This window comes from Microbulbifer sp. YPW1, assembly GCF_013367775.1.
Lineage (GTDB): Bacteria > Pseudomonadota > Gammaproteobacteria > Pseudomonadales > Cellvibrionaceae > Microbulbifer.
In genome coordinates this window covers 3881366-3901292 of sequence record NZ_CP055157.1, presented here as the reverse complement: position 1 = coordinate 3901292, position 19927 = coordinate 3881366, and the positions used below count along the sequence as shown (strand labels likewise).

At 57.8% G+C, this 19927-nt stretch carries 16 protein-coding genes; 11 read left to right on the top strand and 5 right to left on the bottom strand.

Going from position 1 to position 19927, the window contains the following annotated elements; all coding sequences use genetic code 11:
- Window positions 1-82: 82 nt before the first annotated feature.
- From infA to trxB, 4 genes are all read right to left on the bottom strand, one after another.
- On the bottom strand, window positions 83-301 hold the full coding sequence (gene infA, locus HUW35_RS15820) for a translation initiation factor IF-1 (RefSeq protein ID WP_010130378.1): 219 nt from the start codon (window positions 299-301) through the stop codon (window positions 83-85).
- Window positions 302-510: 209 nt separating this feature from the next.
- Window positions 511-1230, bottom strand: a complete 720-nt coding sequence (locus HUW35_RS15815; RefSeq protein WP_181253189.1) for an arginyltransferase — start codon at window positions 1228-1230, stop codon at window positions 511-513.
- A 154-nt stretch (window positions 1231-1384) separates the two neighbouring features.
- Window positions 1385-2119, bottom strand: coding sequence for a leucyl/phenylalanyl-tRNA--protein transferase (gene aat, locus HUW35_RS15810; RefSeq protein WP_219932605.1), 735 nt, complete (start codon window positions 2117-2119; stop codon window positions 1385-1387).
- A gap of 84 nt (window positions 2120-2203) precedes the next feature.
- Complete coding sequence (trxB, locus tag HUW35_RS15805; RefSeq protein ID WP_181253188.1) at window positions 2204-3145, bottom strand: thioredoxin-disulfide reductase; 942 nt, start codon at window positions 3143-3145, stop codon at window positions 2204-2206.
- A gap of 541 nt (window positions 3146-3686) precedes the next feature.
- Between trxB and HUW35_RS15800 the strand changes: the two genes are divergently transcribed.
- From HUW35_RS15800 to HUW35_RS15770, 7 genes are all read left to right on the top strand, one after another.
- The gene (locus HUW35_RS15800) at window positions 3687-6011 is read left to right on the top strand and encodes a DNA translocase FtsK (RefSeq protein ID WP_181253187.1); all 2325 of its coding nucleotides are present in this window, start codon (window positions 3687-3689) and stop codon (window positions 6009-6011) included.
- A gap of 91 nt (window positions 6012-6102) precedes the next feature.
- On the top strand, window positions 6103-6732 hold the full coding sequence (gene lolA / locus HUW35_RS15795; RefSeq protein ID WP_181253186.1) for an outer membrane lipoprotein chaperone LolA: 630 nt from the start codon (window positions 6103-6105) through the stop codon (window positions 6730-6732).
- Window positions 6725-8089: a replication-associated recombination protein A gene (locus HUW35_RS15790; RefSeq protein WP_181253185.1), complete on the top strand. Its 1365-nt coding sequence runs from the start codon at window positions 6725-6727 to the stop codon at window positions 8087-8089. The genes lolA and HUW35_RS15790 overlap by 8 nt, the downstream gene beginning before the upstream one ends.
- Before the next feature lie 47 nt (window positions 8090-8136).
- The gene (gene crcB / locus HUW35_RS15785) at window positions 8137-8511 is read left to right on the top strand and encodes a fluoride efflux transporter CrcB (protein ID WP_181253184.1); all 375 of its coding nucleotides are present in this window, start codon (window positions 8137-8139) and stop codon (window positions 8509-8511) included.
- An 18-nt stretch (window positions 8512-8529) separates the two neighbouring features.
- Window positions 8530-9807 carry a serine--tRNA ligase gene (serS, locus tag HUW35_RS15780; protein WP_181253183.1) on the top strand — a complete coding sequence of 426 codons (1278 nt, stop codon included), beginning with the start codon at window positions 8530-8532 and terminating at the stop codon, window positions 9805-9807.
- 18 nt (window positions 9808-9825) lie between these two features.
- Complete coding sequence (gene cysG, locus HUW35_RS15775; RefSeq protein WP_181253182.1) at window positions 9826-11205, top strand: siroheme synthase CysG; 1380 nt, start codon at window positions 9826-9828, stop codon at window positions 11203-11205.
- Between the two features lie 100 nt (window positions 11206-11305).
- Window positions 11306-11569 (top strand): hypothetical protein, encoded by a 264-nt coding sequence (locus HUW35_RS15770; RefSeq protein WP_078085013.1) that lies wholly within the window; start codon window positions 11306-11308, stop codon window positions 11567-11569.
- Between the two features lie 25 nt (window positions 11570-11594).
- Here the strand turns inward: HUW35_RS15770 and HUW35_RS15765 are convergent, their stop codons facing one another.
- Entirely contained in the window at window positions 11595-13952 is a 2358-nt protein-coding gene (locus HUW35_RS15765; RefSeq protein WP_255463341.1) for a penicillin acylase family protein, read from the bottom strand.
- 333 nt (window positions 13953-14285) lie between these two features.
- Between HUW35_RS15765 and HUW35_RS15760 the strand changes: the two genes are divergently transcribed.
- From HUW35_RS15760 to HUW35_RS15745, 4 genes are all read left to right on the top strand, one after another.
- The gene (locus tag HUW35_RS15760; protein ID WP_255463340.1) at window positions 14286-16856 is read left to right on the top strand and encodes a TonB-dependent receptor; all 2571 of its coding nucleotides are present in this window, start codon (window positions 14286-14288) and stop codon (window positions 16854-16856) included.
- Window positions 16857-17035: 179 nt separating this feature from the next.
- The gene (gene egtB / locus HUW35_RS15755; RefSeq protein WP_181253181.1) at window positions 17036-18385 is read left to right on the top strand and encodes an ergothioneine biosynthesis protein EgtB; all 1350 of its coding nucleotides are present in this window, start codon (window positions 17036-17038) and stop codon (window positions 18383-18385) included.
- Between the two features lie 5 nt (window positions 18386-18390).
- Window positions 18391-19371: an L-histidine N(alpha)-methyltransferase gene (egtD, locus tag HUW35_RS15750; protein WP_181253180.1), complete on the top strand. Its 981-nt coding sequence runs from the start codon at window positions 18391-18393 to the stop codon at window positions 19369-19371.
- A complete protein-coding gene (locus tag HUW35_RS15745) occupies window positions 19355-19870 on the top strand; it encodes a DUF411 domain-containing protein (protein ID WP_181253179.1) in 516 nt (171 codons plus the stop codon). Before egtD ends, HUW35_RS15745 begins: the two co-directional genes overlap by 17 nt.
- The last annotated feature ends 57 nt before the right edge of the window (window positions 19871-19927 follow it).

The following is a 19927-nucleotide window of genomic DNA, read 5'->3' as shown; positions in this document are numbered from 1 at the left end:
CCACCTTATGGGTGGCTTTTTTATATCTCGCTCAATCTTGGGGACTGAGCGGGAACCGCTCCCGGCAGAGTACCGGACGGGATTAGCGCGCGCGGTAGGTGATACGGCCTTTGCTCAGGTCGTACGGGGTCAGTTCTACCTTGACCTTGTCACCGGTGAGGATGCGGATGTAGTTCTTGCGCATCTTGCCGGAAATGTGCGCGATTACCACATGTCCATTTTCCAGTTTCACGCGGAATGTGGTGTTGGGCAGGGTGTCGATCACCTCACCTTCCATTTCAATGTAATCGTCTTTTGCCATGCGGCAGCAACCTTTGATAAATGTGTACTAGCTTTTCCGCCACGTTTTTATGGCCCTGCGTCGTCAGATTCTGGGGCCCGGCGGTACGACGGGCGTGCATTTTGCACGAAAAGTGCCTGCAGGCCAAGTGGAAGCCTGCGTCGCACTTAAATCCCGTGGAATTGCGGATTCCGGGCCGTTGGCAGTAACTGCCCAGCCTAGTGCTGAGTCTAGTCGGTACTCAGGGTCCAGCGGTTGTTCTGGAGGGTTTCGAGGGGTTTGAACTGGCTTTTATAGGCCATTTTCTGGCTTTGGCGGATCCAGTAGCCGAGATAAAGGCTGGGAAGCCCGAGACGGCGGGTCCACTCGATTTGATAGAGGATCGAGTAACTGCCGAGGCTCCGCTTGGTCTGCTCCGGATCGTAAAACGTGTAGATCGCGGAAACGCCGCCGGCAAGCACGTCGGTAACGGCAGTCGCTACCAACTGATCCCTGGCCCGAAACTCGATATAGCGGGTGGTGCCCCAAGCATTGTTGAGGAAGCTGCGGAATTGCTCCCGACTGGGTGGGTACATCTCCCCATCGTGATGCCGCTGTTCGATGTAACGGGCGTAGAGCGCGTAATGTTCATCTGTATCGATGTCGTGACGATGAAACACGTCCAGATCGCGATTGCGTCGCCAGCAGCGTCGCTGATTGCGGTTCGGCGCAAACAGTTCAACAGGCACCCGGGCGGGGATGCAGGCCTGGCAGTGGGTGCACTGGGGGCGATACAGGTAATTTCCACTGCGCCGGAAGCCCAGTTCTGAAAGGCGGCTGTATAGTCTCGGGTCTACCGGGGTCTGCGGGTCAACGAACACGGTGGTGGCTTCCCGGTTTTCCAGGTAGCCACAGGGATGGGGCATGGTGGCCAGCAGGCGGACCGAGTCGAGCTGCGAATACTGACTCATGCAGGCTTCTCGCAGTGGCGATCGGAATTGCTGGTCATTTTTATCTTTGCCAAATGCGCTCTCAATGGGATTTCGCTGCAATCCCCGTTGGAATATAGACCCGAGGGTAATTTGCGGTCAGCAAAAACACAAACCAGGCCACCCAAATATCGCTTCAGGGGCGCTCGAAAAGGGTGTTCGCGGGTCGCGGTGGCCAGGTGGCAGGGAAGCCGGTGCTCGCAACTTCCCTGGCCAGAAGGTCCTCAAATTCCGCCCTGGACACCTCTGTGGCCCCGAGGCTCTGCAGATGCGGGTTCGTCACCTGACAATCAATCAATCGACATCCCCATTCATCAAGCTGGCGAACCAGATGCGCGAAAGCGACTTTCGAGGCATCGGTCGCGCGGTGAAACATCGACTCACCGAAAAACACCCGCCCGATGGCAAGACCGTACAGACCGCCAACCAGGTCATCATCCAGCCAGGCTTCTACCGAGTGTGCGTGACCGAGCTTGTGCATCTCGAGATACGCCTCGCGCATCTCCTCGGTGATCCAGGTGCCGCTTTCCTGTGCGCGGGGCGCCGCGCAGCCATCCAGAACCTGGGCGAATGCCTGATCGAAAGTGACCGTATAGCGCCCCTGGCGTATCACCTTGCGCAGGCTGCGGCTGAATGTGGTGGATTCGGGGCGAACTATGCAGCGTGGGGAAGGGGACCACCAGAGGATTGGCTGGTCATCTGAAAACCAGGGGAAAATACCCCGGCGATACGCTGCCAGTAGCCACTCCGGAGTCAGGTCCCCGCCGACTGCGAGTAACCCGTTGGGGTCGTGCAGCGCCGCGGAGGTATCCGGGAAACCGACCTGATCAGGATCCAGTAGTGAAAGAATTTCATTTGCGTTGTCGGTCAAGAGTCTCTGTCCCCGGTTGTCTGGACTGCTGCGCACAAAAAAGGCGGCCCGAAGGCCGCCTTTTCGTTGGGCCGGTCAAGCCCGTTATTGTGCATCCAGGAAGCGCTCGGCATCCAGTGCAGCCATACAACCAGTGCCTGCAGAGGTTACTGCCTGACGGTAGATATGATCGGACACGTCGCCCGCGGCAAACACGCCGGGTACGGACGTCTGGGTGGCATTGCCGTTCAGTCCGCTCTCAACAATGATATAGCCGCCATTCATTTCCAGCTGGCCTTCGAAGATATCCGTGTTCGGCTTGTGGCCGATGGCGATGAACACGCCGGATACGTCGACTTCCTTGGTGTTGCCGTCCTGTACGTTCTTCAGGCGAACACCGGTCACGCCGTTATCGTCGCCGAGGACCTCGTCCAGAGTGTGGTGCCAGCACAGATTGATGTTGCCGTTTTCCGCTTTTTCCATCAGGCGATCCTGCAGGATCTTCTCTGCGCGCAGCTCGTCGCGGCGGTGCACCAGGGTCACTTCGCTGGCAATGTTGGAAAGGTACAGTGCTTCTTCGACCGCGGTGTTGCCGCCGCCGACAACGACGACTTTCTGGTCGCGGTAGAAGAACCCATCACAGGTAGCGCAGGCGCTGACGCCGCGGCCCTGGAAGGCTTCTTCAGATGGCAAGCCCAGGTACTGGGCGGATGCGCCGGTAGCGATGATCAGCGCGTCACAGGTGTAGGTTTCGTTGCCCTTGAGGGTAAATGGGCGCTGTTTCACGTCAACTTCATGGATGTGATCGAAGATGATGTTGGTGTCAAAACGCTCCGCGTGCTGTTGCATCTGGACCATCAGATCGGGGCCCTGGAGGTCGTGTACACCACCCGGCCAGTTTTCCACTTCTGTGGTTGTGGTCAGCTGTCCACCTTGCTGCATGCCGGTAATAACAACCGGGTTCAGGTTGGCGCGAGCGGCGTAAATGGCCGCGGTATAACCGGCAGGGCCGGAGCCGAGGATGATCAGACGGTGATGATTGCTCATGACTGGACTCACAATACTTCGATGTTGGATTGGTGATTCTGTATGTCTTACAGCACTGATTAAGGCGCCCGACAAATTTTGCTTGCGCGGATCATGGCGCCCCCGCGCGCATTGTTCAAGGGCGGGCTGAAGCTGATCAATGTAGCTCGAGCAGCGGGGCGGGTGGCCAGTGCAAAAATTGCGGCAATGATAGAAGAAGGGGGATACGCGACCAAATAGTTTGGTCTTATCTATCTCATTGCGCACCTTTATAGATAGCTCAAATCGTGTTGTCGCCTCCAGCCACCCAATACCTGCGGGACAGAAATCGTGCAACTGAGGCAGTTGGCGGGTTTATGCAATTTCTAGATTTGCGTCATATGTTGCGTGAACAAGTACCTGTAAGCATATGATTTTAAATGTAAAGTTGATACTTTAAGTGGTTTCTAGGATAACCCTCCGGTAGCAATTACCCCGAGGCTGTAGTACACAGAAACCCTGACGCCGCCGCTATACCAACAAGAAGGCGAGCAACCCTGAACACTGTGACCGAGGTAAGCCATTGAAGGCTGAAAGTGAAACCGAATCTGCGGCCGCGATTCCCGACTCTCTGATTGCACGCATCGTTCGTGAGGGCGCGCTCATCGCCCTGCTGGCGGGTGCATTGCTGGTGGGCATCAGCCTGCTCAGTTACAACCCCGGAGATCCGGGTTGGTCGCATACCGGCAGCGGTGCCGGGATCGAAAATGCCATTGGCCCCACGGGCGCCTGGCTCGCCGACGTGTGCCTGTCGTTACTGGGCTGGATGGCGTATCTGTTCCCCGCGCTGATCGGCTGGCGCGCCTATCGCATCCTGCGTGACAAAAACGCACGTTTCCATGCACCGCTGTTTGCGCTGCGTGTGGCCGGACTGTTGGTGTTGCTGGTCTCCGGTGCAGCGATTGCCACGCTGTGTTTCGCGGAGTCGGCCGATCCGCTGCCATTTTCCAATGGCGGTATCATTGGCGCCGCAGTTTCGACTTTTATGGAACTTGGGCTCGGCTACGTGGGGGCAACAATCCTGCTGCTCGCCACTTTTGCCATCGGTGTGACCGTATTCACCGGTATGTCATGGCTCAAATTGTTCGAAGATATTGGCCGCAGCGTCCTCGCAGCTTTCGGTTGGATTGGTAGTCGTTTGGCGCGAGCGCGCCAGGAGCGGGAAGAGCAGCGTGTCGCGCGAGAAGCGGTGGTTGTACGCAAGGCTGCCGTAGAAGAGGAAAAGCAGCGCACAGCGAAACGCTTGCCACCCCAAATTGCGCCCTCTGCGCCACCGGTCAAACAAAGCCCGCGGGCAGTAAAGGAGAAGCAGGGCGAGCTGTTCAAGGGCCCCGTTACCGGAACTTTGCCGCCGTTATCCCTTCTTGATGTGCCCGATGCCAACAAGAAAGCCGGCTTCAGCCGCGAGGCGCTGGAAGCACTGTCGCGTCTTCTTGAGCTGAAACTCAAGGACTTTGGTGTCGTAGCGGAGGTCGTTTCGGTGCTCCCGGGCCCTGTGGTTACGCGCTTTGAGATTCAGCCTGCACCGGGCGTGAAAGTCAGCCGGATTACCAATCTCGCCAAAGACCTGGCCCGCTCCCTGGCGGTAATCAGCGTGCGGGTGGTTGAAGTGATCCCCGGTAAATCCGTTGTGGGGATCGAAATCCCGAACGAGAACCGCCAGATGGTGCGCCTCTCGGAAGTGCTCGGTGCCGAGGTCTACGACAAGGCCAGTTCCGCACTCACATTGGCGCTGGGGCACGACATCTCCGGCCAGCCGGTCGTTGCTGACCTGGCCAAGATGCCGCACCTGCTGGTGGCGGGCACCACGGGTTCCGGTAAGTCCGTGGGCATCAACGTGATGCTGCTGAGCCTGCTGTACAAATCCACGCCCGATGAGGTGCGCTTGATTCTGGTGGACCCGAAGATGCTCGAGCTCTCGGTCTACGAAGGTATCCCGCATTTGCTGACCCCGGTCATCACCGATATGAACGACGCGGCAAATGGTCTGCGCTGGTGTGTCGGCGAGATGGAACGCCGCTACAAGTTGATGGCCGCCATGGGTGTGCGCAACCTGGCGGGCTTTAACCGCAAGGTGAAAGACGCGATCGCTGCGGGAGAGCCGCTGATCGATCCGATCTGGCAGCCGGACCCCATGTCCAGCGTCCCGGAGGCGGAACAGACGGCGCCCCACCTGAAGCCGTTACCGGCGATTGTGGTGGTGATCGATGAATTTGCCGACATGATGATGATCGTCGGTAAAAAGGTAGAGCAGCTGATTGCGCGTATCGCGCAGAAGGCCCGTGCCGCGGGTATCCACTTGCTGCTCGCTACCCAGCGCCCGTCGGTGGACGTGATTACCGGCTTGATCAAGGCGAACGTACCGACCCGTATGGCGTTCCAGGTTTCTTCAAAAGTCGACTCGCGCACCATTTTGGATCAAGGGGGTGCTGAACAGCTCCTCGGCCACGGCGATATGCTATACCTGCCGCCGGGTACAGCAGTGCCCATAAGGGTGCACGGGGCCTTCGTGGATGACCATGAAGTGCACCAGGTTGTGGCGGACTGGGCCCGTCGCGGCGAGCCTGAATACATCGACGGCATCATCGACGACTCCAATAACAGCATTCCAGTGCCCGGGATGACCACCGAGGGGGGAGAGGACGATCCGGAGACCGACGCCCTCTACGACGAGGCCGTGGCATTCGTGACCAAATCGCGCAAAGCGTCCATATCATCGGTGCAGCGCCAGCTGCGTATCGGCTACAATCGCGCCGCGCGCATGATCGAGGCGATGGAGGCGGCCGGCGTGGTTTCGGCCCAGCAGCCCAACGGCAACCGGGAAGTGTTGGCACCGCCACCCGCGTGATGCGGGTAAATCGTGACCCGGTTCAGGCCGGGTTCACTTGGCGCCGTCTAGGCTTTAAGGACACTCTCGGAATAGCAGACTGGAAGGCATTATGAGACGCAAACTGAGCATTTTCCTCGCCTCACTGGGCATGAGTTTGGGCCTGGGCATGAGCGCTGTCGGCGCACAGGCCGATGCCAGTGAAGATCTGAGCCGGCTGTTGCAGCCGCTGGGCTCTATCTCCGGCAATTTCCGCCAGACCCTCAAGGATCAGAAAGGCAAAACCCTGCAAAAAAGCAGCGGCAATTTCTCCGTGCAGCGCCCGGGTAAATTGCGCTGGCAGACCGGCGAGCCTTTCCCGCAACTGCTGGTGACCAACAACAAGCAGCTGTGGCTGTATGATCCCGACCTGGAGCAGGTCACCGTGCGCCCGGTAGACAATCGTATGAAGGAAACACCGGCATTGCTGCTCGGTGGCAAAGTGGAGGACATCCGCGGTTCCTTCAGTGTCGAGAGCAAGAAGGGTGCCTATTACCTGACCCCGAAGCGCGCCTCTGCGCCGTTCAAGTCCATGGTAATCCGCTTCGACAAGCAGGGCCTGCCGGAGACCATGACCGTACGCGACGGCATGGGGCAGACCACTGATATCCGGTTCAACGGCCTGCAGGCCAACCCCCGGCTGTCTTCGCACATGTTCAATTTCAAGCCGCCCAAAGGGACCGACGTTATTCGCGATGAGTGATCTGTTTCAATCGCCACCCCGGCATCAGCCTCTGGCCGCGCGCATGCGGCCGCAAACTCTGGCCCACTATGTGGGCCAGTCGCATTTATTGGGGCCGGGGAAACCCCTGCGCGAAGCGGTAGAGCGGGGCCAGCTCCACTCCATGGTGCTGTGGGGGCCGCCCGGCGTGGGCAAAACCACCTTTGCCCGCCTGCTGGCGGAAGAGTGCGATGTGCGTTTTGCTACGCTGTCTGCGGTTCTGGCCGGAGTAAAGGAAATCCGCCAGGCAGTGGCGGAGGCTGAACAACACGCGGCCCAGTTTGGTCGTGGCACCATCCTGTTTGTGGACGAAGTGCACCGCTTCAACAAGGCGCAGCAGGACGCGTTCCTTCCCTATGTGGAGGAGGGTACCGTGACATTTGTGGGTGCCACTACCGAGAACCCATCCTTCGAACTCAACAACGCACTGCTTTCCCGGTGCAGGGTGTATCTGTTGCGCAGCCTCAGTCAGGATGAGCTCAGCGGCCTGCTGCGGCGCGCCCTGGCCGAGGATGACGAGCTCAAGGCCCGCAATGTGGAAATGGCCCCCGAGGTTCTCGACAAGATCACCCTGAGTGCCGACGGCGATGCCCGCAGTGCACTCAATCTGTTGGAAATTGCCTGCGACCTGTCGCGGGAAGAGGGCGGGCGGCAGGTCATTGACGAGGCGGTGCTCGCTGAAGTGCTCACCGCAGATGTACGGCGCTTCGACAAAGGTGGAGACTACTTTTACGACCAGATTTCCGCACTGCACAAATCCGTGCGCGGCTCGGATCCGGATGCCGCGCTCTACTGGTTTGCGCGCATGATCGACGGTGGCTGCGATCCGCTGTATGTAGCGCGGAGGGTGGTGCGCATGGCCAGTGAAGATATCGGCAATGCCGATCCACGCGCCCTCGAAATTGCACTCAATGCCTGGGATGTGCAGGAGCGCCTGGGCAGCCCGGAGGGGGAGCTGGCCATTGCCCAGGCGGTGGCCTATCTTGCCGTCGCCGCCAAAAGTAACGCGGTCTACAGTGCCTACAAACGGGTGCTGGCTGATATTCGGCGCGAGCCCAGTTACGAGGTTCCGGTGCACCTGCGCAATGCGCCCACCAAGCTGGCCAAGGAGATGGCGCATGGTGCGGAGTATCGTTACGCCCACGATGAGCCCGATGGCTTTGCCGCGGGCGAGAATTATTTCCCCGAGGCCATTGCCGACCGTCGCTATTACTATCCGGTAAACCGGGGGCTGGAACTCAGGATCGAAGAAAAGCTCGAGCGCCTGCGGGCACTCAATCAGGCCAGTGACCAGCAACGCTACGCGCCCGCACAACATTCGGAAGCAGAAAAGCGCTAAAATCCTCCCGCAATTGGCAGTTCACCACACCTTTCCGGGAGTTTCCCATGCAATGGATAGCAATCGCACTTGGCGGCGCCATCGGCGCAATCCTTCGTCACCTGGTCGGCCTCTGGGCCTTTCCGGTATTCGAAAACCGGATTCCGCTCGGCACCTTTATCGTCAATGTGGTTGGCTCCCTGCTGATCGGTATTGCCTACGTTGTGATCGTGGAGCGGGGCATGCTCGGCCATGAGTGGCGCCTGATGATCATGACCGGCCTGTTTGGGGCTCTCACCACCTTTTCTACCTTCTCGCTGGAAACAGTGATGTTGTGGCACAATGGCCAGCCTTTGACGGCGCTGGCCTATGTTGTGGCCAGCCTCCTGGTGTGCTTGGCCGCAACCGCAACGGCCATCTCCCTGGGAATGAAATATCTGTAACGCGGTAATCAATACACCATGCTCGATCCTAAACTGATTCGTAACCAACTCGACGAAGTTGCAGCGGCGCTGACCAAGCGCGGCGTGCAGCTGGACAAAGCCAAGCTGGAGCAGCTCGAAGAGCAGCGTAAAGAGCTGCAGGTACGCACAGAGTCCCTGCAGAATGAGCGCAACAGCAAATCCAAAAACATCGGCCGGGCCAAGGCCAGCGGCGAGGATATCGCCCCGCTGTTGAAAGAGGTTGAGTCCCTGGGTGGTCAGCTGTCGGAAGCCAAGCAGGCGCTCGGCGAACTGCAGCAGCAGCTCGACGATGTGCTGCTGGCGATCCCGAATATCCCGGACGAATCTGTGCCCGAGGGTAAAGATGAAGACGATAACGTGGAAGTGCGCCAGTGGGGCGAGCCGCGCAGCTTTGATTTTGAAGTGCGTGACCATGTGGATCTCGGGGGCAGCCTGGGTGGTCTCGATTTCGAAGTGGCGAGCAAAATTACCGGATCCCGCTTTGCGGTAATGACCGGCAAGGTGGCCAAGCTGCACCGTGCATTGGCACAGTTCATGCTAGATCAGCATGTAGAAGAGCACGGCTATCAAGAAGCCAATGTGCCGGTAATAGTAAATAGCGATTCCCTGTACGGAACCTCACAGCTGCCCAAGTTTGCTGAGGATCTGTTCAAGCTGGAGGATGAGCGTGGTTTCTACCTCATTCCTACCGCAGAAGTACCGCTCACAAACCTGTACCGCGATGAAATCGTCGAAGACGCCGCTTCACTGCCGCACAAGTTTGTCAGCCACACCAACTGCTTTCGCTCCGAAGCCGGCTCACACGGGCGCGATACCCGCGGCATGATCCGCCAGCACCAGTTCGAAAAAGTCGAGCTGGTATGGTTTGCCCGCCCGGATCAATCCAAAGACGCGCTCGAACAGCTCACCAGTCACGCAGAAAACATTCTGCAGAAACTGAACCTGCCATACCGCACCGTGGTGCTGTGTGGTGGCGATATGGGTTTCGGTGCAACCAAAACCTATGACCTGGAAGTTTGGATTCCGTCTCAGGACAAATACCGTGAGATTTCTTCCTGCTCCCTGATGGGGGATTTCCAGGCCCGGCGTATGAAGGCCCGCTGGCGTAATCCGGAAACGGGTAAGCCAGAATTGCTGCACACCCTGAATGGATCCGGGTTGGCGGTGGGTCGCACGCTGATCGCGGTACTGGAAAACTACCAACAGGCCGATGGTAGTATCGAGGTGCCGGAAGTACTGCGCCCCTACATGGGTGGTGCATCAAAGATCGGCTAAGCAGTATGGATTAGAACCTTGCGTTACCTGCCTCTCGCTTTTGATTTGAAAAACCGTCCCTGCCTCATTGTCGGGGGCGGTGCCATCGCCACGCGCAAAGCGCGTTTACTCAGCAAAGCGGAGGCGCGACTCATTGTCGTTGCTCCCGATATTACCGACGAGCTGCGCCAACTGGTGATGGCGAGCGGCGGTGAGTATATCGTCGGAACCTATCGCAAGGATCTACTCGACCGCGCCGAAATGATCGTCGCCGCCACCGCAGACGGCGACGTCAACGCCCAGGTATCCGAGGATGCCCGGGCCCGTCGCCTGCCTGTCAATGTGGTGGACTCACCGGAACACTGCACCTTTACCTTCCCCTCCATTGTCGAACGCGGACCGCTTTCCATCGGCATTTCCAGTGGCGGCTCTGCACCAGTGCTCACGCGCATGCTGCGCGCCCAGATAGAAACCCTGCTTTCTCCCGGCCTGGGCCTGATTGCCGAGCTGGCTGGACGAATGCGCGATAAGGTCAAGGCTGCGCTGCCAGAACCCCAGAGAAAAGATTTCTGGCACTGGGTCTTCAATGGTCCCATCGTTGGCCAGATCGAACGCGGCCACAAGGCGGAAGCCGAGCAGGCTTTGCTGGAAGAATTGGGTCGCTGGGAAGAGAAGCCGGCGCCGAGCGGCGAGGTGTATCTGGTCGGCGGAGGCCCTGGTGATCCAGATCTGCTCACCTTCCGCGCCCTGCGTCTGATGCAGCAGGCGGATGTGGTGCTTTACGACCGGCTGGTATCTACCGAGGTACTGGAACTGGTGCGCCGCGACGCCGAGCGTATCTATGTGGGCAAGATGAAGCAGTTCCACTCGGTACCGCAAGACGACATCAATCAGCTACTGGTGGACCTGGCGAAAGAGGGCAAGAAGGTCCTGCGCCTGAAGGGCGGCGATCCATTTGTATTCGGCCGCGGAGGCGAAGAAATCGACAAGCTTGCCGAAGCTGGCGTGCCGTTTCAGGTAGTCCCCGGTATTACCGCCGCCATCGGCTGCTCTGCTTATTCCGGCATCCCACTGACCCACCGGGATCACGCCCAGTCGGTTCGGTTCATTACCGGGCACCTCAAGCAGGGCGATCTGGTGCTGCCCTGGGAAGAGCTGATCACCAAAAACCAGACCCTTGTTTTCTACATGGGCCTCACCGGACTTCCGACCATCTCTGAAAAATTGATTGCGAATGGCATGGATGCGGATACGCCTGCAGCACTGGTAGAGAAGGGCACCACCCGGGATCAGCGCGTAATTGTAGGCACCATTGCCACGCTGCCGGAATTGGCCGAGACCCACAAGGTGGAGGCGCCGGCGCTTACCATCATCGGTGGTGTAGTGACATTGCGCGAAAGCCTGGGCTGGTATCAGTAACCAGATGTCTGCCAAGGAATTTTAACGCCCGGCATCCCTGACCCCATACATTGGCAAACCCCTATCTATACTGAGAGAGGTGTTTGCCAGTGGTGGTTTTATGTTGTGGATGTTGCTTCGTTTTTATTGCACTCTTCTGGTGCGCAGCTTTCTGCCCCAGGAAAACGAGATCGCGTTGCCTGATGAAAACGACAGCCATTTGCGTCGCTACACCCGCGCCTATCGCATCAAGCGGACCTGGGTGAAAAACCTCTGGATCGGTGCATCCCTGCTCATGATCTGCTTTCCCCTGTTGCCGTTTGTCCTGGGACTGGGGCTTTTCACATCCTTCCTTTCTTTCGCCATCCTCGACGAAACCGCCTGAGCTACGCCCTTGCGCGGGCGCCAGTTCAGTGCAGGGTTAATACGTAAGCCGCGGACTGTTCGGTAAAGCTGGAGGGATTGCCCTCTACCCAGTCCCGGTGCCCGTTGCCAAAGAATGGGGACAGGGGGTGGGCGCTTTGCCCGGTTGCCATATGGAAGATGCCGCGCTCCTCGTGTCCCGGTGCCACGACCATACGTTCAGAGGCGCCGTTGGTCGAAGACTGGAAGCGCGGCATGTGCGAGTCGCCAGGCAGTGGATCGGCCGGCATCGCAGTGAACCAGTTGACGGCTTCAATGGCCCGCCCCAGCGGATGCCGAATCTTGGCAGAATTTTGTACGCCCCACGTCTGTTCTGCCAGCGGCAGCCCATCTTTCGCCATATCTTCGAGTACCCGATCCAGGGCGGCGAACTTGAGCGCCTGCCAGGATTCAAATTCCGGGTTCAACAGATGCTCTGGCTCTGCTGACAGCATTTCCCATGCGGGATACTCCACCTGGCGGTTGACGCGCCCAAACTTGAAATCCGGTGCGTAGCGCTGCATGAAGGTCAGTACCGGTGCGGTGGAAAGATCGATAAAGCGCAAGCGGAAATTACGCACGATGCGGTAACCAACAGAGTCGGCGCTGGCGCGACCGCCCCAGTCTTTTACCTGTTCGTACACTTCCTGATACTCGTCGACACCTTCAAGTAATCCAGCGAGTTGTTTTTGCCACCGCCCAAGGAAGACAGCGCGATCATCCAGTTGGATGTCGAGCAGATCCTGCTCCGTGAAGCGTTCCCGGGCAAACAGGTCATCGCGAATTTGCTGCTGGCGCGCACCCAGCGCGTAGCCGCCATCCCCCATCACACGCAGGAATTCCCCGTCCATGGTGCGCGCGTTGGCAGTCCAGATGCGGTGCGAGGGCGGGTTGTACACCTGCGGCTGCTCTTGCAGGGAGAGATAGCCATCCCAGTACGCAGTACCGTCCGCCCAGCTCACCGAGCGGCTGCCATCCAGCCCAACACGTCGGGGGATTGGGCCTGCCACGGTCCAGCCAATATTGCCTTCACTGTCGCCCAGCACGAAATTCTGGTGAGGAATGCCAAGCTCGGGGGCGAGATCCATTGCGGCGCGGGTGCTTGCCGCTGTTTCCAGCTTCAGCAGGTTCAGGTTTGCACCGCGTACATCGTGGGCAACCCAGCGGTAGGCGAGGGGCCTTTCCTTGTGGTCCTTGCCGACAACCGGTCCCCAGATGGTCTTGCGCACCTCCAACATAGCCGGGGGCTTGCCGCTTATAGCAATCTTCTCTTTGACCGTTTCGAAGTCTTTCCAGCCATCGGGCGTACGGTACTGGTTGCCACTTTCCGAGAGTTCAAGGGGAATCAGGTCGCCCCAATCCGCGGTGGTATTGGTGAATCCCCACGCCACTTTACTGTTGCTGCCGGCCACGATGATCGGGCCGCCCGGCAGGGAGGCGCCGCGCATTTCAAATTCTGTGCCCGGTACATTCCAGCCAGCGCGGTACCAGATATTGGGCACGGTGATCTTAAGATGCATGTCATCGGCGACGATCGCGGCACCGTGTTCGGTCAGAGCGCCGCCGACTACCCAGTTATTGCTGCCGAAGATCATGTCTTCGCTTTCCATTTCCTGGTGCGCCATGGGCGCGCCGTCTTCGACCAGCGCAGCAATGTCCGTTTGCGGGAGTGACAGTGGGCCACGGGCATCGCCAATTAATGGCGCGTCCCAGATTCCGCCCTTGGGCACGAAGAACGCATACAGGTCTCCGGGCAGCAATTCCGCCAATGCATTATCGCGGCGTTCGAAGTTGCCGGTGTGGCTCTGCAGGGTCATATACATGCTGAAAATGGTGAGCAGGCTGTCTGCAGGGACCCAAGTGCGAGGCTCCTGCCGGAGCAGGGCGTACTCCCACGGCGCCGCGCCCAGTTGCGACAGGCCATAGTTCACACCGTCGGCATAGTTCTGAAGGATTTTCCGGTCCTCTGCGGGCATGGCGGCGATATTGCGTTCAGCACGAGCACGAAATTGATGGACCCGCACTTCCTGATCGTGATCGAGAGCGGCTTCGCCTACGAGCTCTGACAACTCACCGGCGGAGTTGCGGCGCAGCAGATCCATCTGGAAGAAACGCTCTTGCGCGTGCAGGAAGCCCAGCGCAAAGGCGGAGTCGCTACGGGATTCCGCGGTTATGAAGGGGATACCCTGGGCATCGCGCTCGATGGTCACCGGGTTTTCCAGCTGACCGGTGGCGAGATCGCCATCCAGCAGCGGCAGGCTCTGGCGTAACCACAGCCAGGCGGCCAGGCCAACCAGTAATAAGAGGACAGAAAGGGCAAGCAAGCCGCGCAGTACGCGTCTCGGCCAGGGAGTGGGAGCCATCATCACAAGGTCTCTCGCTTCAAATTCAGAGTCGTTATTTTGGGACCCGCGGGCGCCTTTCGGTGCCGCGGGGGCAGCTCAGTCTAACAGTGTTGTACGGATCATAAATGGGTACCGATAGACTTATTCCGGTCACAAACTAATACTTTACGTTGAGAATAATGCCAAAATGGCGCAATACGTCACATTATCTTGCAGCGAAACTGACCAGTCACGGCAAAAAGGTCATAACAAGCTTTTCTTGGGACAGCTGTACCCTTAAGATGGCCGAACTTGACTATCAATAAAGATAACTTTCCATCACGCTTTTCATATAACTAAAAACGCGAGGACGCGATGATGTACGACGCCAATCAGTCCGGTAAAAACCGATCTTTCACTATATCCTCCCTCTCCGCAGCCATCGCCGTAACCACAGCGCTGAGCGGCACCGCATCTGCTGCGGAGATCGAAGAGGTTGTGGTTACCGCGCAGAAGCGCGCGGAAAACCTGCAAGATGTACCAATTGCCATCTCTGCTTTCACAGGCGACAGCATGAAGGCAATGGGTGTAAAAAATCTGACAGACCTGGGTAAATTCACCCCGGGCGTCGAAATGAACAACGATACGCCGCTGCAGCCTACCTATAGCGTGCGCGGTATCGAAACCGGTGACTTCACCGTGGGTTCCGACCCGGCGGTAGCGGTTTATGTGGACGGTGTATACACCGGTCGCGGTGCTGGTGCCGAGATCCCCCTTGCGGATATCGAGCGTGTCGAAGTACTGAAAGGCCCGCAGGGCACGCTGTTTGGCCGCAACGCCACTGGTGGTGCGATCCATATCATCAGCAAAAAGCCCCAGGCCGACGATACCACCGAGCTGAACCTGACCGCCGGCAACTACGGTCGCCAGTCTTCAGATCTGCTGGTCAACCGTCAGCTGAGCGACAACCTGTACGGTCGCTTTACCGCGTCCACCAACCGCCGCGATTCCTTTGCCGATAACCTGGCGAACGATTTCGAAGTAGGTAATGTCGACACCCAGACCTATCGCGCATCCCTGCTGTGGGAACCGACTCCGGATACCGAAGTTCTGTGGCGTGCCGAATACGGCATCATGGACCAGGGTAGCGCACTGCGTACCTCTATCGTTCCATCGCTTGAGGCAGAAGCGGGCGGCACCGACGTTTTCGGCGATTACGCACTGGATACGCCGACCATCGAAGATCGCGATTCCTGGGGCACCTCTGTGTCTGTGATTCACGACTTTGAAAATGTCACCCTGACTTCCATTACCGCCTACCGCGGTTTTGAAGCGCACCTGCAGCAGGACGAAGACGGTACCGCCAACCCTGATTACATGTTCGGTTCCGCCAACTTCGACGATCAGACCCAGTTCTCTCAGGAGTTCCGCCTGAACGGTGCGACAGATACCCTGAAGTGGACCCTGGGCGCATCTTATTCGCGCGAAGAGCTGGAGCACACTACCGACGCATACTTCACCGCGGGTTCTCTGGAATCTTTCGCCGTGTATGAAGGCGTCAAGGCTGCCTACGCAGGTGCAGGCCTGACCACTACCCAGCTCGAAGATGCTGCCTACCAGCAGCGCCAGCTGATGATTGCCGGCGGACTTGAAGGTGCTGCGGTTTCCACCTTCATTTACGATCTGATGTTGCAATCCGGACAGGCCGACGCGCTGCTGCAAGCACTGGGTGCTCCTTCCTTTGTTACCGCCAGCATGCTGAATCGCGATCAGATGATCGGACAGCTGATGGCTGGTATCACCCCGTGGGTAATGGCTGACACGCCGTGGAACGAATCCGTACTGAACAAAGGTGACTACCGCTCGGCGGCGATCTACGGTGATGCAACCTGGAGCCTCACCGACAAGATGGACCTGACCGTAGGTGCGCGTTATACCGCGGACGAGAAAGACTTCTCCATCGTAAGCAGCTACCAGAACACCTTGCCGATCGAATTCGTCGGTGGCGATGTCGCCCTGATGGGGCCTGATGGCAGCGTTCTTGGCGCTATCACCCTGCCTCCGGGCCAGGTTGCTGAAATTCCGTTCGGCATCGCGTTCAACAACAACGGCGTAGCCAACCTGAACCAGAAGCTGGACGATTCCTGGAGCGACCTGTCTGGCCGTGTTGTGCTGGATTACCGCTGGAACGACGATGTAATGACGTTCATCTCCCTGGCAGACGGCTTCAAAGCGGGCGGCTTCAACAGCTTCAGCGCAGCCCCAGGCATTGATCCGTCTTTCGATCAGGAAAGCGTTACCAACCTCGAAATTGGTATGAAGAGCAGCCTGTTCGACAACGCTGTGCGCTTCAATGCATCTGTATTCGCATACAACTACGACAACCTGCAGCAGCTGGACCTCGTTGGCGCACCGATTCCGAACTACTACCTGCGTAACGCCGATGCTGAAGGTCGCGGTGCAGAATTTGAAGTGCAGTGGGCGGCTACCGACAACCTGTTTATTGCCGGTAACTACTCCTTCCTGGATACCGAGTACACCCGCTACCAGATCATCGAGTCTATCGGTGAGACCGAAGAGGAAAACTCTCGCGTAGGCCAGCCCCGCGTGGGAACCCCGGAGAACAAGTTCAACCTGATGGCTGAATACTCCTGGGATCTGGCAAGCGGCGCGAATGTCGTGCTGCGCGGTGATTACAACTGGACCGACGAGCGTGTTGGTTCAATCAGCGACCCGGCTCGTGTGATCCCGGACTACAAGCTGATGAACCTGCGTGCAGGCTGGAGCAGCGCCTCCGACCGTTACTCTGCAGCCCTGTGGGTGCAGAACGTCACCGACGAAGAGATCGCTGGTGGCTATGGCGGTACCGGTGCTGCGATTGGTGCCAGCCCCGCGTGGCGCTTCATGCCCCGTATGTACGGCGCGGACTTCACCGTTCGCTTCTGATCACATCTAGTGTGAAGCAGGAAAAGGGTCGGCATTGCCGGCCCTTTTTTGTGTCCGAAGATAAATGGGACAGACGAAATTCCTGGCGCCAATTGCCGCGAGAATCACTGCATCCACATGGGAAAGCGCCACAATGGATGTATGATCAATAGCAACCAGCGCAGTTGACGGCTCAAAGAATGATTCTGATTTCAGAAGCGGGTTCGGAGGTAACTGAAAATTCGCCACACCTGTATTGGCAGGAACCCGAGAGAGAACTATCTCTGGATGAGCGGGCCGCCTTACTGGGACAGTATCAAAAGGTCCGCAGTGAAACGGAGAGTCTCACGGACCCGCTGACGTCGGAAGACATGCAGCTGCAGTCGATGCCGGACGCCAGCCCCAGTAAATGGCACCTGGCCCATACCAGCTGGTTCTTCGAAACATTTATCCTGCGGTCGCTTCTGCCGGGATATTGCCCCTTCGATTCCGCCTATCACCACCTGTTCAACTCCTATTACAACGCACTCGGGCAACCGTTTTCACGACCCCAGCGCGGATTATTGTCACGCCCCTCCATAGAAGAGGTTTTCGCCTACCGTCGCAGCATTGATCGCGCCATTGAGCAGTGGCTGACAGAGGAAGATGTATCCACGGAACACGCCAATTTACTGGTGCTGGGTCTCAACCACGAACAGCAACACCAGGAATTGCTGCTTACCGATATCAAGCATGCGTTTTCATTAAACCCCATATTGCCCGCCTACCGAGATGATTTAGAGAGTGATCCCAGAGGGCAGGGCAGTTTGCCGAGCGAATGGCTTGAGGTGCCCGAAGACAATTACACCGTGGGTTGCGACGGCGAAGATTTCTGTTTCGATAACGAAGGTCCGGCGCACCTGCGCTATCAGCAGGCTTTTCGCCTGCAGTCACGATTGATCACCAATGGCGAATATCTGGAATTTCTTCAGGATGGGAGCTATCAGGAGCCGCGCTTGTGGCTCTCGGATGGGTGGGCGCATGTGCAACAGGGCAGGTTGCAGGCCCCACTGTACTGGCGGGAAATTGACGGCGACTGGTATCAGTTCACCCTTGGCGGACTGCAACCGCTGGATCTGGCGGCGCCGGTGTGCCACGTGAGTTTTTACGAAGCAGATGCGTTTGCGAGCTGGGCCGGACATCGACTGCCGACGGAATTCGAGTGGGAGATTGCCGCCTGGTTGCACTGCCGCAAGGATGCCGCTGGTCGCGCCAATATGCTCGAAGCGGGGCGCTATCAGCCCCACCCGGAGACCACAGCTTCTTCAGAGCCTCGGCTATTGGGGAACCTCTGGCAATGGACCTCGAGCGCCTATCAACCCTATCCGGGTTTCAGGGCAAGTGCCGACGCCGTAGGCGAATACAACGGGAAGTTTATGTGCAATCAGATGGTTCTGCGCGGTGGTTCCTGCATCACACCGCGCAATCATATCCGAATCAGCTATCGTAATTTCTTTTATCCGCATCAAGCGTGGCAATTTACCGGTATCCGACTGGCAGGAGATTTATAGTGGACATGGCCGTTCAGAATTCAGTACTGACAGAGCAGGGGGTTGCTGTGCAATGCGGCTACCTCCAGGAGTTCGAAGCTGATGTTTTGGCGGGCCTCTCTGGGCGTCAAAAAACACTACCCTGTAAGTATCTTTACGATGCGGCCGGATCAAAACTCTTTGAAGAAATCTGCGAGCTGGAGGATTACTATCTCACTCGCACCGAGGCCAATATTTTTTGCGAATGCCTGCCCGAAATGGCTGATCTGCTTGGCGAATCAGTGGTTCTGGTAGAGCCCGGTGCGGGCAACTGCGAAAAAGCGGAGCCACTGCTGGCTTGTATGGATTCGCCCCAGGCCTATTACCCGCTGGATATATCCCCGGAAATTCTGCTCGCTGCCCAGCAGCGGATTCAGGCCCGATTACCCGCGCTCGAGGTTGCTCCGGTGATAGGGGATTTCACCGCGCCTGAAGCCTGGGCGGATCTGCCGGTAACCGCACACAAAAAGGTTATTTTTTTCCCGGGGTCGACCATCGGTAATTTCACACCCGAACAGGCTGCTGCGCTATTGCGACAGTTTTCCGGGTTCCTGAAAGCCGGGGACGGCCTGCTGCTGGGGGCGGATCTGGTAAAAGATTCGGTCGTTCTGGAGCGCGCCTATCACGACAGCGAGCACGTAACCGAGCTGTTCAACAAGAACCTGCTATCGCGCATCAATTGTGAATTAAACGGCAATTTTGACACCAGCGCCTTTGCCCACCGGGCCTTTTACCATGCCCATCGCCAGCGGGTAGAAATGCACCTTGTAAGCCTGAAGGATCAGACGGTAGCGGTTGCAGGACAGGACTTCGAATTTCGGGAAGGGGAGACTATTCACACAGAAAACAGCCATAAATATACGCTTCCGGGTCTGAAAGCACTACTTCAGGAAACCGGTTTTAGTCCCAAGCACTACTGGACAGATAATAAGCAGCACTATGCAATTTACTATGCCGAAGTTCTCTAATAGCCGTACCTTCATTCGAAAAATTCGCAACCTTGCGTTATTGCTGTCGGTCAGTTTTATCACCGCATGCAGCACCAATCAGAGCGTGGCAGAGCAGGACGCCAACGCCGATATTGTGGTCTACAAGTCCCCGTTTTGCCTGTGTTGCAAAGACTGGATGAAACATCTCGAGCAAAATCAATTCAGCGTAAGCAGTGAGAACGGGCTGGATACTGCTGAGTTCAAACGCCAATGGGGTGTGCCCGCAACCATGCAGGGTTGCCATACCGGGGTCTGGAATAATAAATACGTGTTCGAAGGACATGTGCCGGCGCGCCTGATCCGGCAATTTCTCGCCAACCCGCCTAAAGGCAGCATTGGTCTGTCCGTACCCGGAATGCCAAAGGGCAGCCCCGGCATGTACCGTGGCGGGGATTTCGAACCCTATATTGTGTATTCCATTCTGTCGGATGGCGGTTACCGTTTTTACGAAAAAGTTACCGCGCCCGAGGCATCTTGAACTGGCAAAGCATTCGGTCCGGCGGTAGTCTTGCAGCCCTTCCTAATGTACGAAGGG